Origin of the sequence: Streptomyces sp. NPDC017943 (genome assembly GCF_044328425.1) — a bacterium.
Taxonomy (GTDB): domain Bacteria; phylum Actinomycetota; class Actinomycetes; order Streptomycetales; family Streptomycetaceae; genus Streptomyces; species Streptomyces djakartensis_A.
On record NZ_JBIRHH010000008.1, the window covers coordinates 1 to 19,134 of the forward strand.

General features: G+C 72.2%; 18 protein-coding genes and 1 rRNA gene. 6 read left to right on the plus strand and 13 right to left on the minus strand.

Translation table 11 applies throughout. The features are described from left to right. Positions 1-85 (plus strand): 5S ribosomal RNA (gene rrf / locus ACH4C6_RS24880); the annotation flags it as partial. Between the two features lie 49 nt (positions 86-134). Here the strand turns inward: rrf and ACH4C6_RS24885 are convergent. From ACH4C6_RS24885 to ACH4C6_RS24900, 4 genes are read right to left on the minus strand one after another with little or no spacing between them, the layout of a single operon-like run. After that, positions 135-806 carry a response regulator gene (locus ACH4C6_RS24885; protein ID WP_398110804.1) on the minus strand — a complete coding sequence of 224 codons (672 nt, stop codon included), beginning with the start codon at positions 804-806 and terminating at the stop codon, positions 135-137. Further along, positions 803-2,050 carry a sensor histidine kinase gene (locus tag ACH4C6_RS24890; RefSeq protein ID WP_398110805.1) on the minus strand — a complete coding sequence of 416 codons (1,248 nt, stop codon included), beginning with the start codon at positions 2,048-2,050 and terminating at the stop codon, positions 803-805. The genes ACH4C6_RS24885 and ACH4C6_RS24890 overlap by 4 nt, the downstream gene beginning before the upstream one ends. 23 nt (positions 2,051-2,073) lie before the next feature. Further along, entirely contained in the window at positions 2,074-2,853 is a 780-nt protein-coding gene (locus tag ACH4C6_RS24895) for an ABC transporter permease (RefSeq protein ID WP_398110806.1), read from the minus strand. Then, the gene (locus tag ACH4C6_RS24900; protein WP_398110807.1) at positions 2,850-3,770 is read right to left on the minus strand and encodes an ABC transporter ATP-binding protein; all 921 of its coding nucleotides are present in this window, start codon (positions 3,768-3,770) and stop codon (positions 2,850-2,852) included. The genes ACH4C6_RS24895 and ACH4C6_RS24900 overlap by 4 nt, the downstream gene beginning before the upstream one ends. A gap of 92 nt (positions 3,771-3,862) precedes the next feature. Between ACH4C6_RS24900 and ACH4C6_RS24905 the strand changes: the two genes are divergently transcribed. Then, a complete protein-coding gene (locus ACH4C6_RS24905) occupies positions 3,863-4,405 on the plus strand; it encodes a GNAT family N-acetyltransferase (protein WP_398110808.1) in 543 nt (180 codons plus the stop codon). 79 nt (positions 4,406-4,484) lie between these two features. Here the strand turns inward: ACH4C6_RS24905 and ACH4C6_RS24910 are convergent, their stop codons facing one another. The 7 genes from ACH4C6_RS24910 to ACH4C6_RS24940 all read right to left on the minus strand — a co-directional run bounded on the left by ACH4C6_RS24910 (position 4,485) and on the right by ACH4C6_RS24940 (position 12,947). Next, a complete protein-coding gene (locus ACH4C6_RS24910) occupies positions 4,485-6,182 on the minus strand; it encodes a type VI secretion protein (protein ID WP_398110809.1) in 1,698 nt (565 codons plus the stop codon). Positions 6,183-6,192: 10 nt separating this feature from the next. After that, complete coding sequence (locus tag ACH4C6_RS24915) at positions 6,193-7,602, minus strand: ATP-binding protein (protein WP_398110810.1); 1,410 nt, start codon at positions 7,600-7,602, stop codon at positions 6,193-6,195. A gap of 6 nt (positions 7,603-7,608) precedes the next feature. Beyond that, positions 7,609-9,165 carry an SCO6880 family protein gene (locus ACH4C6_RS24920; RefSeq protein ID WP_398110811.1) on the minus strand — a complete coding sequence of 519 codons (1,557 nt, stop codon included), beginning with the start codon at positions 9,163-9,165 and terminating at the stop codon, positions 7,609-7,611. Then, positions 9,162-10,490 (minus strand): hypothetical protein, encoded by a 1,329-nt coding sequence (locus tag ACH4C6_RS24925; RefSeq protein WP_398110812.1) that lies wholly within the window; start codon positions 10,488-10,490, stop codon positions 9,162-9,164. Before ACH4C6_RS24925 ends, ACH4C6_RS24920 begins: the two co-directional genes overlap by 4 nt. Continuing rightward, entirely contained in the window at positions 10,480-11,313 is an 834-nt protein-coding gene (locus tag ACH4C6_RS24930; RefSeq protein WP_398110813.1) for a hypothetical protein, read from the minus strand. The genes ACH4C6_RS24925 and ACH4C6_RS24930 overlap by 11 nt, the downstream gene beginning before the upstream one ends. A gap of 210 nt (positions 11,314-11,523) precedes the next feature. After that, on the minus strand, positions 11,524-11,832 hold the full coding sequence (locus ACH4C6_RS24935) for a hypothetical protein (protein ID WP_333935173.1): 309 nt from the start codon (positions 11,830-11,832) through the stop codon (positions 11,524-11,526). Between the two features lie 512 nt (positions 11,833-12,344). Beyond that, the gene (locus ACH4C6_RS24940; RefSeq protein ID WP_398110814.1) at positions 12,345-12,947 is read right to left on the minus strand and encodes a TetR/AcrR family transcriptional regulator; all 603 of its coding nucleotides are present in this window, start codon (positions 12,945-12,947) and stop codon (positions 12,345-12,347) included. A gap of 71 nt (positions 12,948-13,018) precedes the next feature. Between ACH4C6_RS24940 and ACH4C6_RS24945 the strand changes: the two genes are divergently transcribed. The 3 genes from ACH4C6_RS24945 (at position 13,019) to ACH4C6_RS24955 (ending at position 16,114) form a co-directional block, all read left to right on the plus strand. Beyond that, complete coding sequence (locus ACH4C6_RS24945) at positions 13,019-13,954, plus strand: oxidoreductase (protein ID WP_398110815.1); 936 nt, start codon at positions 13,019-13,021, stop codon at positions 13,952-13,954. A 215-nt stretch (positions 13,955-14,169) separates the two neighbouring features. Then, positions 14,170-15,171, plus strand: a complete 1,002-nt coding sequence (locus tag ACH4C6_RS24950; protein WP_398110816.1) for an NlpC/P60 family protein — start codon at positions 14,170-14,172, stop codon at positions 15,169-15,171. A 244-nt stretch (positions 15,172-15,415) separates the two neighbouring features. Then, positions 15,416-16,114, plus strand: a complete 699-nt coding sequence (locus ACH4C6_RS24955; RefSeq protein ID WP_398110817.1) for a phosphatase PAP2 family protein — start codon at positions 15,416-15,418, stop codon at positions 16,112-16,114. A gap of 25 nt (positions 16,115-16,139) precedes the next feature. Here the strand turns inward: ACH4C6_RS24955 and ACH4C6_RS24960 are convergent, their stop codons facing one another. Continuing rightward, positions 16,140-17,690: an FAD-binding oxidoreductase gene (locus ACH4C6_RS24960; protein ID WP_398110818.1), complete on the minus strand. Its 1,551-nt coding sequence runs from the start codon at positions 17,688-17,690 to the stop codon at positions 16,140-16,142. Between the two features lie 223 nt (positions 17,691-17,913). After that, complete coding sequence (locus ACH4C6_RS24965) at positions 17,914-18,084, minus strand: hypothetical protein (RefSeq protein ID WP_398110819.1); 171 nt, start codon at positions 18,082-18,084, stop codon at positions 17,914-17,916. Positions 18,085-18,221: 137 nt separating this feature from the next. On the opposite strand from ACH4C6_RS24965, the gene ACH4C6_RS24970 reads away from it, so the two are divergent. Continuing rightward, entirely contained in the window at positions 18,222-19,073 is an 852-nt protein-coding gene (locus ACH4C6_RS24970; protein WP_398110820.1) for a hypothetical protein, read from the plus strand. Positions 19,074-19,134: the final 61 nt, after the last annotated feature.

The following is a 19,134-nucleotide window of genomic DNA, read 5'->3' on the forward strand; positions in this document are numbered from 1 at the left end:
TTACATTCCGAACCCGGAAGCTAAGCCTTACAGCGCCGATGGTACTGCAGGGGGGACCCTGTGGGAGAGTAGGACGCCGCCGAACAATTGTTGGGAAAACCCCCGCATCGAAAGATGCGGGGGTTTTCTGCGTTTCAGGACGGCTCCACCAGTTTCGCGTCGTACGCGAGGATGACCGCCTGAATACGGTCACGGGAGCCGGTCTTGGCGAGAATGCGGCCCACGTGTGTCTTCACCGTGGACTCGGCGAGGTGGAGACGCGCCGCTATCTCGCTGTTGGTCCAGCCCCTGCCGATGACCGTGAGGATCTCGCGTTCCCGGTCGGTCAGGGAGGCGAGTCGGGGGTCGTCCTCCGGCGGAGTGGCCGCGGTGGTGTCCGCCGGCAGGTGGTGGACGTAGGCGTCCAGCAGGCGGCGCGTCAGGCTGGGGGCCACGACCGCATCGCCGGTCGCCACCGCACGGATACCGGACAGGAGGTCCTCGGGTTGGGCGTCCTTCACCAGGAACCCCGAGGCGCCGGCACGGAGACCCGCGTAGGCGTACTCGTCCAGGTCGAATGTCGTGACGATGAGGACGCGGGTGCGGTCACCGACGGCCGTGATGCGGCGGGTCGCCTCGATGCCGTCCAGGCCGGGCATGCGGATGTCCATGAGGACCACGTCGGGGTGGAGTTCGGCGGTCAGGCGGACCGCTTCGCCGCCGTTCGTCGCCTCGCCGACGACCGTCATGTCGTCCTGGCTCTCCAGGAGCATGCGGGAGCCGAAGCGCTGCAGGGGCTGGTCGTCGGCGATCAGGACCGTGGTCACTGCGGGGGTTCCTCCGGAAGGTGTAGGCGGACGCGCCAGCCCTGCTCCGGGTGCGGGCGGGGGCCGGCCTCAAGTGTGCCGCCGTACAGGGCTGTTCGCTCGCGCATTCCCGGGAGGCCGCGGCCGGCCGCCCGGGAGTCCGGGGGCGCGGGCGGGGCGGTCCCCGTGTCCGTGATCGTCACGGTGACGGCGGCCTGGTCGTCGTAGGCGAGGGCTATGGTCGCGGTGGTGTGCGGGCCCGCGTGCTTCAGGGTGTTGGTGAGGGCCTCCTGGACGACCCGGTAGACGGTGAGTTGGCGGCCCGGGGGGAGGCTGGGCGTGCCGTCGACGGTCAGCTGGACGGGGAGGCCGGCCGCGCGGACGCCGTCGAGGAGCTGGTCGAGGTCGGTGAGGCCGGGTTGCGGGGTGAGGTCCGCGCGTTCTTTCTCCTCCTCGCGCAGGACGTCGAGGAGGCGGCGCAGTTCGGTGAGGGCCTGGCGGCTGGTGGTGGCGATGGCGTCGAGGGCCTGGGCTGCGCGTTCGGGGTTCCTGGAGGCGGCGTAGCGGCCGCCGTCGGCGAGGCCGGTGATGACGGAGAGGTTGTGCCCGATGATGTCGTGCATCTCCCGGGCGATGCGGGCGCGTTCGGCCGCGGTGGCGAGCCGGGCCTGCTGGTCGCGTTCGCTCTCCAGGCGGCGGGCGCGGTCCTCCAGGGCTTCGGTGTGGTCGCGGCGGGTGCGGACCGTGGCGCCGATGAGGGCGGCGACCGCGACGGACATCAGCTGGGAGCCGATCTGCTGGTCCCAGGTGCCCTCCCCATGGCGGACCGCCGAGACGAGGACCGGGGTGATGACCAGGAGCGTGGCCCACCACAGGTTGCGCAGCGGGCGGCGCAGGGTCAGGTGGTAGACGAGGACCAGCTGGAGGAGTGCGGCCTGGAGCGCGGCGCCGGTCCAGGCGTTGACCAGGGCGAAGGGCAGCGTGGCGGCCAGGGCCGCGCCGGGGTGGGTGCGCCGGATCAGCAGCGGGAGGGAGAGGCCGAGGCTGAGGGTGAGGAGCAGCCAGCCGGGGACGTCGAGCTGGTGGGCGTTGTTGCGCCAGCCGCCGCCGAGGTGGTCGATCAGCGCGGCCGTCACCCAGAAGCCGGTGAAGTGCAGGTCCCACAGCAGTGGATGGCGTCGGTCGAAGGCGCGTAACCGGCGGCTGAGGCGGTGGGCGTGTTCGGTGAAGGGCTCCGGCGCCTTGTCATGCGTCACGGTGTCCATCGTGGGGCCTGCCGGACGGGGCGTCACACGTCCCGGCGGCGCAGGACCACCGCGGCCGCCGCGAGGGTCACGGCCGTCCAGAGGACCATGGCGAACAGTGCGGCGCCCGGCGATGCCGCTTCCGGGGCGGGTCGTGCCGTGGTGAGGGCTTCGAGGGCCTTGCCGGGGAAGTAGCGGACGGCGTCGTCGACGACGGCGTACGGGAGCATGGCCAGGACCTCCGGGACGATCATGAGCAGGCCGATGAAGGCGCCGATGGCGAGCGGGACCGAGCGGACCAGGGCGCCGATGCCGAGGGCGAGGACGGTGAGGAGCGCGAGCCCGGCGGCGTTGCCGGCGAGGGCGCGCAGGACGCCCGGGTCGGTGAGGGAGGCCGCCTGGTCGGTGCCGGCGAGGAAGGTCTGGGCCAGGGGGAAGGTCAGCAGGTTGGTGACCAGGGTGAGGGGGAGGGCGACCGCGGCCAGGACGGCGGCCTTGGACCAGAGGACGGGCAGGCGGCGCGGGACGGCGGTCAGGGTGGCGCGGATCTGGCCGGTGGAGTACTCGCCGGCCGTGGCGAGGATGCCCAGCACGCCGAGGTTGATCGTGGCGAACTGGGTGCCGAGCAGCACGAACATGACGGGGTCCATGCCGCCTTCGCCGGAACCGTCGTAGGCGGCGCCGAGACCGATGCCCATGGCCACGGTCAGGACGGTGGTGGCGGTGAGGTTGACCCAGGTGGAGCGCAGGGTGCGGAGCTTGTGCCACTCGGAGTGCAGGACGCGGGCGGGGGTCACGCGGTGGGGCGGTGCTGCCGTGGTCATGCCGCTGTTCCTTCCAGGGTCGCCGGGTACTCCAGCGCGTCGCGGGTGAGGTCCATGAAGGCGGCTTCCAAGGAGGCGGCGCCGGGGGTCAGTTCGTGGAGGGGGATGCCGTGGGCGGCTGCCGTTCGGCCGATGTGTTCGGCGTCGGTGCCGCCGACCAGCAGGGTGCCGGGGGTGTCGGTGGTGAGGGTGACGCCGGGGGCGGTGAGGAGGTGCGCGAGGGTGGTGGCCTCCGGGGTGACGACCCTGGTGGTGCCGGCGGCCGAGGCGCGGACGAAGTCGGCGACGGTGGTGTCGGCGAGGAGGCGGCCGCGGCCGATGATGACCAGGTGCTCGGCGGTGAGGGCCGTCTCGCTCATCAGGTGGGAGGAGACGAGGACCGTGCGGCCCTCCGCGGCGAGGGACTTGAGCAGGGTGCGGATCCACAGGACGCCCTCGGGGTCGAGGCCGTTGACCGGCTCGTCGAGGATCAGCACGGCCGGGTCGCCGAGGAGTGCGGCGGCGATGCCGAGGCGCTGTCCCATGCCGAGGGAGAAGCCCTTGACGCGGCGGTGGGCCACGTCGGTGAGGCCGGTGAGGGCCAGGACGTGGTCGACCCGGGTGCGGGGGATGCCGTGGGTGAGGGCCAGGGCTTGAAGGTGGTGGTGCGCGGTGCGGCCCGGGTGGACCGAGCGGGCCTCCAGCAGGGCCCCGACCTCGGTGAGGGGCGCGGGGTGGGCGGCGTAGGAGCGGCCGTTCACGGTGGCGTGGCCGCGGGTGGGGGCGTCGAGGCCGAGGAGCATGCGCATGGTCGTGGACTTGCCGGCGCCGTTGGGGCCGAGGAAGCCGGTGACCGTTCCCGGGCGGACGGTGAAGGACAGGTCCGAGACGACCGTCCGGTCGCCGTAGCGTTTGGTGAGTCTCTGTGCCGTCAGCATGCTTCGATGCTCGTCCGCGCGGGGGCCGCGGTCGTCGGACGGCGGTGGTAATCCGGGTGAGGGGTGTCGTACCCGGGTACTACCGTGGCCGTATGAGCTATGTGATCCGGTCCGTTCGTGCCGACGAGTGGCCCGCGGCCAAGGAGCTGCGGCTCGCGGCGCTGCGGGACCCGGTGGCGCACCTGGCCTTCCTGGAGACGTACGAGCAGGCCGCGGCCAGGCCGGACGCGTTCTGGCGGGAGCGGACGGCCGGGGCCGCCGAGGGGGCCGACCGGGCGCAGCAGATCATCGCCGAGGCGCCGGACGGGCGGTGGGTGGGGACGCTGACCGTGCTGGTGGAGGAGCCCGGGACGACCGACTGGGCCGGGTTCCCGGTGGAGCGGAAGCAGGGGCATGTCGTCGCGGTCTTCGTGCGGCCCGAGGAGCGGGGGAGCGGGCTGACGGAGGTGCTGTTCGACGCCGCCCTCGAGTGGGCGTGGGGGCGGGGTCTGGAGCGGGTGCGGCTCATCGTGCACGAGGACAACGGGCGGGCGCAGCGGTTCTACCGGCGGGCGGGGTTCTCGCCGAGCGGGCTGACGGTGCCGCTGGGGGACGCGGGGGAGCGGGAGCTGGAGTTCGTGCTCGAGCGGGAGTGACCGTCGCGTAAGTGACGGGGGCGGAAGTGCCTCTCGCCGGAGTGACTCCCGTGTGGGAGCGGTGTGCCCGGTGGGCGGGTCAGGTGCCGGCCCGGCCGGGGAGCTGGACCGGCAGGTCGTCGTGGGGCCAGCGGGACCTGCCCTGTTCGGCGGAGCGGAGCAGGGCCAGGGTCGGCAGGCCCCGGTCCGCTCCCGTGGCCAGCAGCTCGGGGAGCTGGGGGAGCGGGGCCACGGCGGCGACGTCGTCCAGGACGAGCGTCATTGGTGGGTCGAGGCGACCGGCCGATGACCGTTCGGCCATGTGCCGGCCGCGCTCGACCACGCTTGAGACGAGGGCCGTCAGGAAGGGCATCGCGCCCGGGTTCGTCCTGGGGTCCTCGATGGATTCCCCCACCACGTAAAGCGTTCCCCCTTCGTGGACGAAGGAATCCAAGGCGAGGGCATCATTTCGGTTGGGAGTGCAGGCCTCGCGGATATTGACCGTGGAGAGGGCCGCGAGGGCACGGGTCGTCAGCTGCTGGGCCACGTCGCGGCGTTCGGGGTGGGCGGTGAGGGCCCCTTCGAGTTCGCCGGCGGAGCCGGGGGCCGCCTTGGGGCTGGTGCGCAGGATGCGTACGGCGTCCTGGATCTGGGTGCCCTGGGACCAGCGGTGGACGTGGCGGACGGTGCGGCCGTCGATGGCGGCGGCGTGCAGGTAGCTCCGCAGCAGGGTGGTGGCCGTGTCGCCGACCGCCTGGTCGAGCCGGGCGGTGGGGCGGAAGGGGGTGAGGAGGGCGGTGGCCCGTGCGGCTGCCGTGTCCCGGTCCTCGCAGCCGGTGGTGGGGGACCAGTGCAGGCGGGCCGGGGTGTCGCAGAGGTGGGCCGGGTCGTAGAGGTGGGTGGGGCCGAGTTTCGACCTGGCGTCCTTCGTCTCCTGCCAGAGGGCGGGGTCGGAGGTGACGACCAGGGCGGGGCCCTCGGCGTCGCGTACGGCCTGGGCTGCGGTGGTGCGGCGGGTTTCCCTGGGGGCCACGAAGACCTTCGTCCACGTGCCGGGCCCTCCTGCGGCCTCTCCTCCGGGTCCTTCGCGGGCGAACAGTGGCGCCGGGGCCGTGGGGGCCGTGGGAGCCGTGGGAGCCGTGGCCCGGCGCGGTGTGGGCAGGTCGTGGGGGCCGGCCGGGGCGGCCGGGGCCGGGGTGGGGGCGTGGTGCGCCGCCGGGGCCGGCAGGTCGGTGGCGGTGGGTGCCGGGGTGGGTGGCAGGTGCGGGGCGGTGGCCGGCAGGTCGTGGGAGACCGTGCCGGGGACGCCGTTCCGGGCCGCCGCGGGTGCATCGTGCTGCGCCGGGGCGGGGTGGGCCGCCGGTACGTCGTGGTGGGCCGGGGGCGTCGTCTCGTACGGGCCGTCGTCCGCCCTCGCCCCGGCGAGGCGGCGTCCGGCGCGGACCGCTCTCCAGCGGGCCAGTGTGCCCATCGCGAAGACGGTCAGGACGAACAGCAGCATCAGCTGGCCGATGAACAGGCCCCAGAAGAGGCCGTAGCCGGAGAGGTCCCCGGGGGGTGTGGCGGGCCAGGCGCCGGTGATGTCCTGGGGGTGGGCGATGAGTTCGCGCATGGCCAGGGGCGTGGCGGTGAAGGTGACCCCGGACGGCCAGGATCCGTGGGCGAACAGGCCCGCGAGGCCCGTGGCCGTCCACACCAGCAGGGTCGTGCCGAGGAGCAGCGCGAGTATGCCGATCAGCAGGCCGTCGGGGATGCCGCCCTGGGTGTCCCGCCGGCTGCGGGGGTCGTCCGGTCTCACGCGCCGCCCCTTACGCCACCGTCGATTCGGAGTCGCCCATGTGGTGTTCCACGAAGGCCGCGGCCCGTGCCTCCGCCTCGCGTTCGGCGGCGCGCAGGGCGTCGTCCGCGTGGTCGATGGAGGACTCGGTCATCGCGCGGTCGGTGAAGACCAGGGGGCGTTCGGTCTCGGTGACCAGGTGTTTGACGACCTGGACGTTGCCGTTGACGTCCCACACGGCGATGCCCGGGGTGAGGCTCGGGATGATCTCGACGGCCCAGCGGGGCAGGCCGAGGACGCGGCCGGTGGCTCTGGCCTCGTCGGCCTTCTGGGCGTAGATCGTCCTGGTCGAGGCCATCTTGAGGATCGCCGCGGCCTCCTTGGCCGCGGCGCCGTCGACGACGTCGGACAGGTGGTGGACGACCGCGACGAACGACAGGCCGAGCCGTCGGCCGAACTTCAGCAGGCGCTGGAACAGCTGCGCCACGAAGGGGCTGTTGATGATGTGCCAGGCCTCCTCGACCAGGAAGATGCGCTTCTTCCGGTCGGGGCGGATCCAGGTGTGCTCCAGCCACACGCCCACGATCGCCATGAGGATGGGCATGGCGATGGAGTTGCGGTCGATGTGGGACAGGTCGAAGACGATGAGCGGCGCGTCCAGGTCGATGCCGACCGTGGTGGGGCCGTCGAACATGCCGCGCAGGTCGCCGTCGACGAGCCGGTCCAGGACGAGCGCCACGTCCAGGCCCCAGGCGCGGACGTCGTCTATGGCGACGTTCATGGCCTCGGCGGATGTGGGCTCGGGGTGGCGCAGTTGCTCGACGATGTCGGTGAGGACCGGCTGGCGGTCGGTGATCGTCTCGTTGACGTAGGCGTGGGCGACCTTGAGGGCGAAGCCGGAGCGTTCGTCCAGGCCGTGGCCCATGGCGACCTCGATGATCGTCCGGAGCAGGGCCAGCTGGCCCGTGGTGGTGATCGCGGGGTCGAGCGGGTTGAGGCGGATGCCCATGTCCAGGGCCGCCGTCGGGTCCAGGCGGATGGGAGTTATCCCCAGCTCCTGCGCGATGAGGTTCCACTCGCCGACGCCGTCCTCGCCCTGGGCGTCCAGGACGACGACCTGGCGGTCGCGGAAGCGGAGCTGGCGCAGGACGTACGTCTTCTCCAGCGCCGACTTGCCGTTGCCGGACTCGCCGAGGACGAGCCAGTGGGGGGCGGGCAGTTGCTGGCCGTAGAGCTGGAAGGGGTCGTAGATGTAGCCCTTCCCCGAGTAGACCTCGCGGCCGATGATGACACCGGAGTCGCCGAGGCCGGGGGCGGCGGTCGGGAGGTAGACCGCCTGGGCCTGGCCCGTGGACGTGCGCACCGGGAGCCGGGTCGTCTCGACCTTCCCGAAGAGGAAGGACGTGAAGGCCTCGGTGAGGACGGACAGCGGATCCCGCATCAGGTCCTACCTCCGGATGCCGGTGGCGAAGGGAAGGGTGTTCACGAAGGCGCGGTGGTGCTCGCGGTCGCACCATTCGAGCTTGAGGTACGACTTTCCGGCCGAGGCCCTTATCGTCCGCTTGTCGCGGGCGAGGGCGTCGGGGGAACGGGAGGAGACGGTGATGTAGCCGACGAGGTTGACGCCGGCGGCGCCGCTGGCGAGGTCCTCGCCGCGCTGGTCGAGCCGGGAGTGGGCGGCGACGTCCCGCGGGTCGACCGTGCGGTTCATCTTCGCGGCCCGGGACGCCTCGGCCGCGTCGTTGGTCTTCTCGGTGAGCATGCGCTCGATGGCGACCTCGGTGGGTTCGAGGTCCATGGTGACGGCGACCGTGCGGATCACGTCGGGGGTGTGGACGAGCAGCGGGGCGAGGAAGTTGACGCCGACGGGGGTCATCGGCCACTCCTTCACCCAGGCCGTGGCGTGGCACCAGGGGGCGCGGGTGGAGGACTCGCGGGTCTTGGCCTGGAGGTAGGTGGGCTCGGTGGCGTCCAGTTCGGCCGGCCAGGCGTTGCGCTTGGTCATCGCCTGGATGTGGTCGATGGGGTGGTCCGGGTCGTACATGGAGTGGATCAGCGAGGACAGCCGGCTCTGGCCGAGCGGCTGGCGGACGCGGATGTCGGCCTCCTGGAGGCGCGAGCAGATGTCGGTGAGCTCGCGGGCCATGACGACGGCGAGTCCGGCGTCGCGGTCGACCTTGCCGCCGTGGGCGCGGGCGGCCCGGGCCATGGCGTTGGCCTCGGCGGCGAGCTCGCGGTTGTAGTGCATGCAGGCGACCAGGTAGGCGCGGTGCTGCTCGCTGCTGGTCGACACCATGGACTGGAGCTGGTCGTAGGACTCCTGCAGCCAGGGCAGGGCCTTGTCGTCCCCGCGGACGGCGACGTCCTTGGCGTGGGCGTCGGGGTCGGCGGGAAGGGTGCGGGCGAGCATCTGCAGGCGGGTGACGAAGCCGTCGCCGTTGGCCACGTGCTTGAGCAGGGTGCCGAAGCGGTCGACCAGGGCCTCCTGGTCCTCGCTGTCGCGCAGGCCGACGCCCGGGCCCTCGATCTCGATGGCGGCGGTGACGGTCTTGCGGTCGGCGTGCAGCAGGACGGCGATCTCGTCGGGCCCGAAGGGGGCGGACAGCCAGGTGATGCGGCCGATGCCGGGGGGCGGGCCGACCTCGATCTCGCGTCCGTCGAGGCGGGTGCCGGCCTCGACGGCGGTGGAGCGGTAGGCGGAGTTGCGCTTGAGGGTGCGCTTGTAGCTGCGGTTGATCTCGAACCACTTGTAGAACGTGCGGTGCTTGTACGGCACGTACACCGCGGCCAGCGCCAGCATGGGGAAGCCGGCGAGCAGCACGATGCGCAGGGACAGCACGGGGACGAGGAGCCCGCACATCATGCCGAGGAACGCGCCCACGACGATCAGGGCGATCTCGCCCGTCTCGCGGTTGCGGCCGATGATCGCGTTCGGCCGGGCGCGGCCGATCAGATACGTACGGCGGGGCGTGACCGGATGGGACACGTGGGACTCGGTCGTCAACGCCCTTCACCTCCCGTGCGGTTGGTACTGCTGTTGCGGGTGTTGCCTGCGTGGGGCGTGTTGACGGGGCTGCCCGAACGGGGTGCGGGTGCGGCGGAGGGGACAGTTCCGCCGCCGCCGTTCGCGGGGCGCGTGCTGTGCGCGGCGACCCCGCCGGATGCGGGGTTGCTGGGGCGGGGGGCGGCGGACTGGCCGCCTCCGCCCTGGTGGTCGGCGCGGGTGCTGTGGGTCTTGATGCCCTGCGCGACCAGGGACGCCGGGGAGCTGATGACGGCCGCGGCCTTGCTCTCGGCGCCCTGCATGATGCGGTTGTTGCGGGAGCCGGCGATCTCGTCGCCGAAGCCGGGGACGAAGCGGTAGATCATCGCGCTGGCGAAGATGGCGAGCAGGATGATGGCCAGGCCGGAGACGACGGCGGAGAAGGCGTTCGGGCCGTCGTCGGCGGAGAGCGCGCCGGCGAGGCCGAGCACGATCACGATGACGGGCTTGACGAGGATCACCGCGATCATGATGCCCGCCCAGCGGCGGACGTGGCCCCAGAGGTTCTTGTCGACGAGGCCGGCGTAGACGACGGTGCCGAGGAGGGCGCCGACGTACAGCAGGGCCGCGCGGATGACGAGTTCCAGCCAGAGCACGCCGGCGGCGAGGATGCTGACCAGGGAGACGACGATCAGCATGATCGGGCCGCCGCCGATGTCCTCGCCCTTCTTCAGGGCCTCGGAGAAGGTGCCGAAGAAGGCGTCGGTCTGGTCGCCGGTCGCCTTCGCGAGGACCTGGGTGATGCCGTCGGTGGCGGAGACGACGGTGTAGAGGATCAGTGGGGTGAAGGCGGAGGCGAGGACGGTCAGCCAGAGGAAGCCGACGGCTTCGGACAGGGCGGTGCCGAGGGGGACGCCGCGTACGGCGCGCTTGGCGACGGCCAGGATCCACAGCACGAGGGTGAGGATCGTCGAGGCGGCGAAGACGACGGCGTACTGCTGAAGGAACTTGGGGTTGGTGAAGTCGACGTTGGCGGTCTCCTGCACGGCGTCGCTGAGCTTGTCGACGGTCCAGGAGGCGGCGTCGGCACAGCCTTTGGCGAGGGAGGAGAGGGGGTCGAGGGTGGACGTGTCGATGGTGGAGGAGCCGCCGCCTGAACGTCTGGATCCGCCGTTGCCTCGTTCGCAGTACTCCTTGGCCGGGCCGTGGATCGCGTCACAGCGGCCGTCGCTGGGTGTGGGAGTGGGTGTGGGCGCGGCGACGGCACGCGTGGCCATCAGGACCACAGTGGTCTGCACGGCGACGAGGGTGCCCGCCAGCTTGAGTACGTGGTTGTCAACGGGCATATGAGAACCCTCCGTACTCCTCGACAGCCTTTGCCATCTCGTCGGCACTGGATGCTCTGTCGTCACCGGGGACGGGCGTCGGCCCGTCCTTCTGTGAGTGAGTCACGATCTTCCAGTCATCGCCGGTCCATTTCAGTTCCATGGTGATGGTGAACCAGCTGTTCGTGACCGGCGTGGTGGAGTTCTCACCTGCGAGACCGAGGAGGCCGCTGCACCAGACATCCACGGTCGCGCTCTCCTGGGACGCCTCGGTGACCTTGGTACCGATGGGGCTCGTGCGGGACACGAATGTGTAGCCCTGCGGAGTCGATCCGTCCTCGTTCAGACCGACGTTCTTGTTGAAAGCAGGCGAGTATGCCTTGTCCAGCATGCCCTTGAAGTACGAGACCCGGGAAGGGACGATGATCGACTGCAGGATGGCGTCCCGCTTGTCCTTGTCGAACATCTCGGCGGACCCGAGTGCCACGGCGTAATTCGCCCCAGCACTCTCCGCCCCCTCCCGGTTCTGGGGGAAGCCCGAGGGGATGCCCGTGGCGGACTTGGTCTTGACGGGATGTTGCCCCGAGGGCGCCGTGGGAGCGGCGTCCGGTTTGTTCGTGGTGCCGTCGGTGTCCGACGCGTCGCCTCCCCCACGGTTGGCGAAGGCGATCGCGGCGATCAGGAGGACCACCACGCCGACGACCGTGACCAGGCCGCGGGACGAGGAGCGGGGGCCGCGGCGCTGCGTGCCGTAGGGGTCGGGGTCCGTGTCGGGCAGGCGGGTGCGGGTCTGGCCCGTGCCGCCGTAGCCCCCGGAGGACTCCCGTTCGTCACCGAGACTCATGCCGCGTACGCCCCCTCGACGTCGTGCGGAAACACTTCGTACCGGTCGTCGTGCACGTACTCCACGTACGACGGTAGCCGTGCTGGTTCCCGCGCGGGCGCGGTGTGGTGACTCGACATCAGGGAAACGCAACCTCAGCCGGTGGGCACGACGGGCGGGTGGGATGGGCGGGGGAGCCGGGCGTGCCGGCCGGGACGGACGGTGCCCGGTCTACACGGCCATGCCGTACACGATCGTGAACAGCGTGCCGAGGGAACCGATGATGAAGACGCCGGTCAGGCCCGCGATGATGAGGCCCTTGCCCTGCTCCGCGCTGAAGGTGTCCCGCAGGGCCGTCGCCCCGATGCGCTGCTTGGCGGCGCCCCAGACGGCGATGCCGAGACAGATCAGGATGGCGAACGCCATCACGACCTGGACCATCGTCTTCGCCTCGGTGCCCAGGCTGCCGAAGGGGCCCCAGTCCGGAGCGATCCCGCCGATGATGGTGTTGATGTCTCCCTTGTCGGCCGCAAAGAGCATGTAAGTCACCGCCCCTGGTGGGTAGTTCCGCATCCTCTGCGGGCATGCAGAGGTCAGGCATCATTCTCGCCGACAATGATGCCGCCGTATGTCGACTTGGCGTCATTGATGGACGGGTTTCGTACGAAAACCTTGCCACCGTTTCGGTGCCGGCCCGGGAGGGGGACGGTGAACGGCGTACGAAGGATCGTATGGTCACTCTGTGTATCACGGCGGGTCACCCCGGGCAATGAGGTGAGAGCGGAACCTGGTGTGTGGTTCCGTCGTTGTGCCCTCCTGCGGCCTTGCTCACCTTCACGGACGGTTTCTGACGGCTGATCGGGTGAGGGCCGCGCCGGTGCTTCCCGGAGGAAGGCTACCCGCCACGGCCCCGCTCGGCATGTGGTCGTGACGGTGCGTCACGGGGCGGCGGTGGGCCGGGGGTGACTCGGGGGGCGGGTCGGGGGCCCGGCGGGTGTACTCCGGGCGGCGGTGGTGCCGTGGTCCGTCGGCGTGATCCGGTGGCCGGGGGGTCAGCGGGGCTTGAGGCCGTGCAGGAGGAGATGGACGAGCTCCTCGATGCCGTCGAGCGCGCTCGCGGGGTCGAGCATGCCGCTCGCGGCGAAGGAGGCGATGCCCTGGAGGGTGGCGCCGGTCAGCAGGGTGATGTGGTGCGGGTCGCCCGCGATGATCTCGCCGCGTTCCTGGGCGTCGGCGACGACCCGCTCCAGGGAGCCCACCGTCCGGTCGACGGCCGCGGTCATCTGCTCCGAGGCGTCCGGCTCGTGCTTGCGGGCGTACATCAGCTCCAGCAGCTCGCCGTTGTCGATCGCGAAGGCGAGGTAGGCCCGGGCCAGGACGGTCAGCCGCCGCTCCAGCGGGAGTGCCGGGTCGTCGGCGCTCTCCAGGGCCTGGCCGAGCCGGTCGTAGCCGGTCAGGGCCAGGGCGTTGAGCAGGGCCTGCTTGTCCTTGAAGTGGCGGCCCGGCGCGGCGTGGCTGACGCCGGCCTCACGGGCCAGTTCGCGCAGGGACAGCGCTGCGGCCCCCTTCTCCCGCAGGGTGCGTTCCGCGCCGGCGAGCAGGGTGGAGCGCAGGTCTCCGTGGTGGTAGGGGCGGCTGTCCGACATGCGCAGCATGATAACGCAATGTTGACGGCGTCGACATTGTTGTCATTGACAGCATTGTTGGCGGCGCCTACATTCGGTTCATGGCTGAGAAGACGGACCTCCAGAGCAACGAGACCTTCCGTGCGGACCGCCTCCCGGACCTGTCCGGGCGGACCGCCGTCGTCACCGGCGCCAACAGCGGCATCGGGCTCACCACGGCCGACGCGCTGGCCCGGGCGGGGGCGCACGTCGTGCTCGCGGTGCGGGACACCGACCGCGGACGGGCCGCGGCCGCCTCGGTCCGGGGCAGCACCGAGGTGCGCCGGCTGGACCTGGCCGACCTGGCCTCCGTGCGGGCCTTCGCCGAGTCCTGGCGGGATCCGCTGCACCTGCTCGTCAACAACGCCGGCGTGATGATGCTCCCGCGGCAGCGCACCAGGGACGGCTTCGAGATGCAGTTCGGCACGAACCACCTCGGGCACTTCGCCCTGACCAATCTGCTGCTCCCGCACATCACCGGCCGCGTCGTCACCGTCTCCTCCGGCGCCCACCGCTGGGGCCGCGCCCGGATCGACTTCGACGACCTCGACCTGGCGTCGCGCTACACCCCGCAGCGCGCCTACGCCCGGTCCAAGCTGGCCAACCTGCTGTTCACCCTGGAGCTCCAGCGCCGGCTGACCGCCTCGGGCTCCGCGGTCCGCGCCCTGGCCGCGCACCCGGGCTACGCCTCCACCAACCTCCAGCAGGGCACGGCCAACCCGGTGGTACGGGCGCTGCTGCGGCTGGGCAACCGGTTCCTCGCCCAGGACGACAGGGCGGGTGCCCTGCCCACCCTCTACGCCGCGACCCAGGACCTGCCCGGCGCGAGCTACGTCGGCCCGGACGGACTCGGCGAGATGCGCGGCGCCCCCACCCTGGTCGGCCGCTCCCGCGCGGCCGGCGACCCGCTGGCGGCCCGGCGGCTGTGGACCATCTCGGAGGAACTGACGGGCGCGCGCTACCCGCTGCCCGGCGGCGAGCGCCGGGAGAGCGTCTGACCTGCCGTCGAGGGCGGCGGGCCGCCCGTGTGCCGTCCCCATGCGCCGCACGCGCCCCCGCCGCGCCGCTCGTGCCGCGGCCGCACCCACCGCGCCGCCCGGGCCGCCGGTCGTTCACCCGCCCGCCCCGACTCCCCTCCCCGTGATCATTCCTGTGCGCGGCACCCGCCTCTACACTGGCTCGCGGACTCCTGGGCTGTGAGGGGCGGTTGACGGTGCGTAAGACATGGATCCTGGCGGGCGTCGCCATCAGTTCCGCCCTCGCCTTCGTGATGCTGCTCGTGATCGGCGTCTACCTCGTCGCCGGAAACGTCGTCAACGGCCTGGGCGGCGGGGCGAAGGCGCTGGCCAAGGGATCGGTGCCCGCCGCGTACGCACCCCTCGTGCAGCGGTGGGGCAACCTCTGCCCCGCCATCAGTCCCGCGCTGCTCGCGGCCCAGCTCTACCAGGAGAGCGGCTTCAACCCCCGGGCGCAGAGCCACGCCGCCGCGCAGGGCATAGCGCAGTTCATCCCCGGCACCTGGGCCAGCCACGGCATCGACGGCGACGGGGACGGGGACCGCGATGTGTGGGACCCGGCGGACGCGATCCCCTCGGCGGCCTCCTACGACTGCGAACTCGCCTCGTACGTGAAGAAGGTTGGCGGAAATCCGACCGAAAACATGCTGGCGGCCTACAACGCGGGGGCGTACGCGGTCATCAAGTACGGGGGCGTGCCGCCGTACAGCGAGACCCGGAACTACGTGAAGCGGATCACCACCCTCTCCGAGAGCTTCGCCGCGCCCGTGGGCCGGGTCGATCCCTCGCAGCAGGCCGCCGGCGCAATCGAGTACGCGCAGAAGAAGCTCGGCACGCTGTACCTCTGGGGCGGCACCGGCACCCCTGAGCAGGGCGGACGCTTCGACTGCTCCGGGCTCACCCAGGCCGCGTACGCCAGCGTCGGCGTGAAGCTGCCACGGGTCGCCAACGACCAGTACAACGCGGGACCGCACCCCGCGCGGGACGAACTGCTCCCCGGCGACCTGGTGTTCTTCTCGGACGACCTGACCAATTCCCGGGCCATCCGGCATGTCGGCATTTATGTCGGCGGTGGGTACATGATCGACGCGCCGCGGACCGGTGCGGTCATCCGGTTCGACCCGATCGACACGCCCGACTACTTCGGGGCGACCCGTGTCACCGAAGATGGCGCGAAAGCGCTGCCCACCGCGGTGTGAACCGAGCGTGAACCCACCCCCTGAGCTGCGACGACGTATCTCTCTTCGATAACGTCTGCGTGATCATTCGGTGGAGTGTGGAACGTATCAACGAGGACCATGCGTTCCTGATGTCGTAGCCGAGCAGACGTCAGGAAGCGCGTGCCACGCACGCGTGCAGCGGAAGCGGATCTACAACCCACGGGGGTGGCAGGCACGGCGCACGCACGGTGCGCCGCCAAGACGACGAAGGGGCCGCAGCACCATGGCTGGACTCGCCGATTCCGGGTCGAACCCCGACGTCGACCTGCTCTACGACATCAACGGCCTGGCCAAGGCCGCCCCACCGTGGTTCGACCGGGTCATGGAGTACGTCGGTGAGTACGGGCTGCTGCTCGCCATCGTCCTGCTCGTGCTCGGCTGCTGGTGGTCCGTGCGGCGGCGCGGCGGCGAGGACGCGGCCTCCACGGTCGCCGCCCTGGCCTGGGCGCCGCTGGCCGCGGGCGTCGCGGTGCTGGTGAACGTGCCGATACGGGGATTCGTCGAACGGCCCCGGCCCTTCCTGGACCACCAGGGCCTCGAAGTGCTCGTCCAGGGCAAGACCGACTACTCGTTCGTCAGCGACCACGCCACGCTCGTGATGGCCCTGGCGGTCGGACTCTTCGTCGCCCACCGCAAGTTCGGGCTCGTCGCACTGGTGCTCGCGCTGTTCGGCGGGTTCATCCGGGTCTACATGGGCGTGCACTACCCGACGGACGTGGTGGGCGGGTTCGCGCTCGGCACGGCCGTGGCCCTGCTGCTGTCGCCCGTCGCCATGGCCCTGCTGACGCCGCTGGCGAAGGCGGTCGAGCGGTCGCCCCGCGCGGGATGGCTGGTGCGGGCCCGGGGACGGGAGTCCGGCCAGGACACCGCGGTCCCGGAGGCGCGCACCGACCGCACCTCCGAGCGCGACCTGGCCGCCTAGGTCCGGGCCCGGGCCGGGCACGGGGTCACAGTGCCTGGGGGTAGGTGAAGAAGCGGTCCGGGTCGTACTGCTTCTTCAGCTTGGCCAGCCGGGTCGCCGCGTCCCCGTAGTACGCCGTGCGCCAGTCGGTCAGCGTCGGGTCCGTGTAGTTCTGGTAGGCCGCGCCCGAGGCGTGCGGGCGCATCGCCCGGTGGGCCGACGCCAGCCAGTCGCGGGCGGTCGCGCCGCTCGTCCCGGCCCGCCAGGCGCCGATGTACTGGGCCAGCATCCGCGAACGGCGGTGCACGAACGCCGTGGCGGTGGGGGAGACGCGGTTCACCGCGCCGCCCAGGGCCGTGAGGGCGATGCTGCCGGTGCCGCCGCGCACCGAGGCGATCCGGTCCAGCAGCGTGCGGATGCCGGCCGCGGACAGCGAGCGGTCGAAGAAGTCCGAGGCCGCCGCGTACGTCTCGCGGCCCAGCGCGCCCTTCGAGGAACGGCCCGGTGTGGTCCCGGGCAGATGGCACTGCGCGTCCGTCGGGAACGAGGAGCAGCCCGCGTACACCTCCATCGACTCCTCGTACGAGCGGCGCTTCAGGGAGACGCTGCGCGCCGGGGCGCCGACCCGGTCCGCGAGGCGGTCCACGGCGTTCTTCAACTCGCCGTAGGTGCCCAGGGAGAACGCGGCCACCGAGACGGTCGGGGTGCCCCCGGCGGCGTTCGCCAGGTGCAGGGACGACCAGATCTCGTCGGGCTGCGAGGGGCCCCACTCCTGCCAGGCCCGCACCACCGCCGCGGCCTTCGACCAGGGCCAGGACAGGTACGCCGAGACGCCCTGCGGGGCCGGGTGGGTCCTGAAGTGCAGTTCCGTCACCACGCCGAAGTTGCCGTTGCCCGCTCCCCGCAGGGCCCAGAACAGGTCCTTGTTCTCACGGGAGTCCGCGGTGAGCTGCTTGCCGTCCGCGGTGATCAGCGTGGCCCGGGTGAGGCTGTCGCAGGTCAGACCGTAGGCCCGGGAGACCACGCCGTGGCCGCCGCCGAGGGTCAGCCCGGAGACCCCGACCGTGGGGCACGAGCCGGCGGGGATGGTGACGCCCTTCGCGGCGAGGGCGCGGTAGACGTCGATGAGTTTGGCGCCGGCGCCGACGACCGCGCTGTCGCCGGAGGCGCGCACGCGGTTGAGCTTCGACACGTCGAGGATCAGCCGGCCGTCGCCGGAGGACCAGCCGGCGTAGGAGTGGCCGCCGTTGCGGATCGCCACGCGCAGGGAGTGGGCACGGGCGTAGTCCAGGGCCGTGCGGATGTCGTCCGCGTGGGAGACGTAGGCGACCGCCGCGGGACGCAGGCCGTCGAACCGGGTGTTGTACAGCTGACGGGCCGTCTTCCAGGCCGCGTCGCCGGGCCGCACCAGGGGACCGTCCAGAGCGCGGCCCAGGGCGGACCAGCCGGCCGCGGTGGCCTTCGAGGCCGTGGTGGTGCGCGGGGTGGCGGCCGGTGGCCCGGAACGGGCGCCCGACGGGGTGCAGGCGGTGCTGAAGGACGTCGCGGCGGCGGCGATCGCCGCGCTGCCGGCGGTGAGGACTGTGCGCCGTTCCATGGGGCCTCCCGGTGGTTCCGCCGTGGGAGACGGGGGGAGGGCGGCGCGGGTTCCATGCCGCAGCGGACAGCGGACAGCGGACAGCGGACAGCGGACAGCGGACAGCGGACAGCGGACAGCGGACAGTGCACGGCACACGGCGCACGGCACACGGCACACGGCGCACGGCGCACGGCGCACGGCGCACGGCACGCCCCGCGGGTGGCGGGGCGGTGGTGGGCTTTCAGTCCGTTGCGTGGCGTTCCGCGTCCGTGCGGGCCTGGCTGCGGGCCCGTCTGGCCGGGCCGTACCAGCCGCAGGTGCACCGGGCCACGCAGAAGCGGCCCTTCTCCTGCGTCGTCGTGCGGTGTTCGAGGAGATCGGGGTCGGGCTCCGGCCCGTCCTGCTGCGCCACGCCGGCCACGTTACCCACCCCGGGTGACGTGCGGGGGTGCCGGGCGGCGGGTGCCCGCGTGACGAGGGCACATACCCGTCGTTAACCGGAACAACAGGGGGCCCGTGACGGACGTACCGGCTGGGGGTAGGCAGGCGATGACTGGGCGGCAGCGGGATCGGCGGAGCCGGCGGACGGGTGCGGCGCTCGTCGCGGCCGGGGTGATGGCCGCGACGGGACTGGGCGCCGGCGGGTGCGCGGGCGGGGACGCCGTCGCCGGGGACGCCCGGGGCGGGGACGCCGTGGCCGTGCTGCGCGGGGCCGCCGGCCGGCTGGTGGACGCGGGCAGCGCCCGGGCCCGGACGTCGATGGAGATGGCGGCCGGCGGGACGCGCGTGACGATCCGGGGCGCCGGGGTGTACGACTTCCGCCGCCACACGGGACGGCTCGAGGTGCTGCTGCCGCAGGACCCGGCGGGGGCCGCCGAGAGCCGCCCCATCACCGAGCTGCTGGCGCCCGGCGCGCTGTACATGAAGAACCGGGGAGCCGGCGTCCCGCCGGACAAGTGGGTGCGGGTGGACACCCGGACCCTGACCGACGGCAACCTCGTCACCGGCGGTGCCACCGACCCGTTCACGGCGGCGGAGGTCCTGCGCGGGACGCGGACGGCGACGTACGTGGGCCCGACCGAGGTGGCGGGCACGGCGGTGCGGCATTACCGGGGGACGGCCGATCTCGGCGCCGCGGCCCGGCGGGCCTCCGAGGGCAGCGCGGGCTCGCTGCGCGCGGCCGGGAAGGGGTTCGCCACGGCGGAGGTCCCCTTCGACGTCTGGCTCGACGACGAGGGGCGCATCCGCAAGGTGCGCCACCGCTTCAGTTTCCTGAACGGGCAGCAGAAGAACCCGGTGGCCGTCGCCTCGACCACGCTGCTCTACGATTTCGGGGCTCCGGCGCGCATCCGGCTGCCGGAGGGCGGCGACATCTACGCGGGCAGGATCGCCGAGGAGTGACCGGCGCGAACTAGCCCGTCCGTGCCATGCGCGGTGTGTGCGCCGCTCCCTACTCTAGGAA

What these genes read in the sequence shown, in the direction of transcription:
- ACH4C6_RS24890 (WP_398110805.1), bottom strand. Translation starts at nt 2,050, where the DNA reads ATGGACACCGTGACGCATGACAAGGCGCCGGAGCCCTTCACCGAACAC.
- ACH4C6_RS24895 (WP_398110806.1), bottom strand. Translation starts at nt 2,853, where the DNA reads ATGACCACGGCAGCACCGCCCCACCGCGTGACCCCCGCCCGCGTCCTG.
- ACH4C6_RS24900 (WP_398110807.1), bottom strand. Translation starts at nt 3,770, where the DNA reads ATGCTGACGGCACAGAGACTCACCAAACGCTACGGCGACCGGACGGTC.
- ACH4C6_RS24905 (WP_398110808.1), top strand. Translation starts at nt 3,863, where the DNA reads ATGAGCTATGTGATCCGGTCCGTTCGTGCCGACGAGTGGCCCGCGGCC.
- ACH4C6_RS24915 (WP_398110810.1), bottom strand. Translation starts at nt 7,602, where the DNA reads ATGCGGGATCCGCTGTCCGTCCTCACCGAGGCCTTCACGTCCTTCCTC.
- ACH4C6_RS24925 (WP_398110812.1), bottom strand. Translation starts at nt 10,490, where the DNA reads ATGCCCGTTGACAACCACGTACTCAAGCTGGCGGGCACCCTCGTCGCC.
- ACH4C6_RS24930 (WP_398110813.1), bottom strand. Translation starts at nt 11,313, where the DNA reads ATGAGTCTCGGTGACGAACGGGAGTCCTCCGGGGGCTACGGCGGCACG.
- ACH4C6_RS24935 (WP_333935173.1), bottom strand. Translation starts at nt 11,832, where the DNA reads ATGCTCTTTGCGGCCGACAAGGGAGACATCAACACCATCATCGGCGGG.
- ACH4C6_RS24940 (WP_398110814.1), bottom strand. Translation starts at nt 12,947, where the DNA reads ATGCTGCGCATGTCGGACAGCCGCCCCTACCACCACGGAGACCTGCGC.
- ACH4C6_RS24945 (WP_398110815.1), top strand. Translation starts at nt 13,019, where the DNA reads ATGGCTGAGAAGACGGACCTCCAGAGCAACGAGACCTTCCGTGCGGAC.
- ACH4C6_RS24955 (WP_398110817.1), top strand. Translation starts at nt 15,416, where the DNA reads ATGGCTGGACTCGCCGATTCCGGGTCGAACCCCGACGTCGACCTGCTC.
- ACH4C6_RS24960 (WP_398110818.1), bottom strand. Translation starts at nt 17,690, where the DNA reads ATGGAACGGCGCACAGTCCTCACCGCCGGCAGCGCGGCGATCGCCGCC.
- ACH4C6_RS24970 (WP_398110820.1), top strand. Translation starts at nt 18,222, where the DNA reads ATGACTGGGCGGCAGCGGGATCGGCGGAGCCGGCGGACGGGTGCGGCG.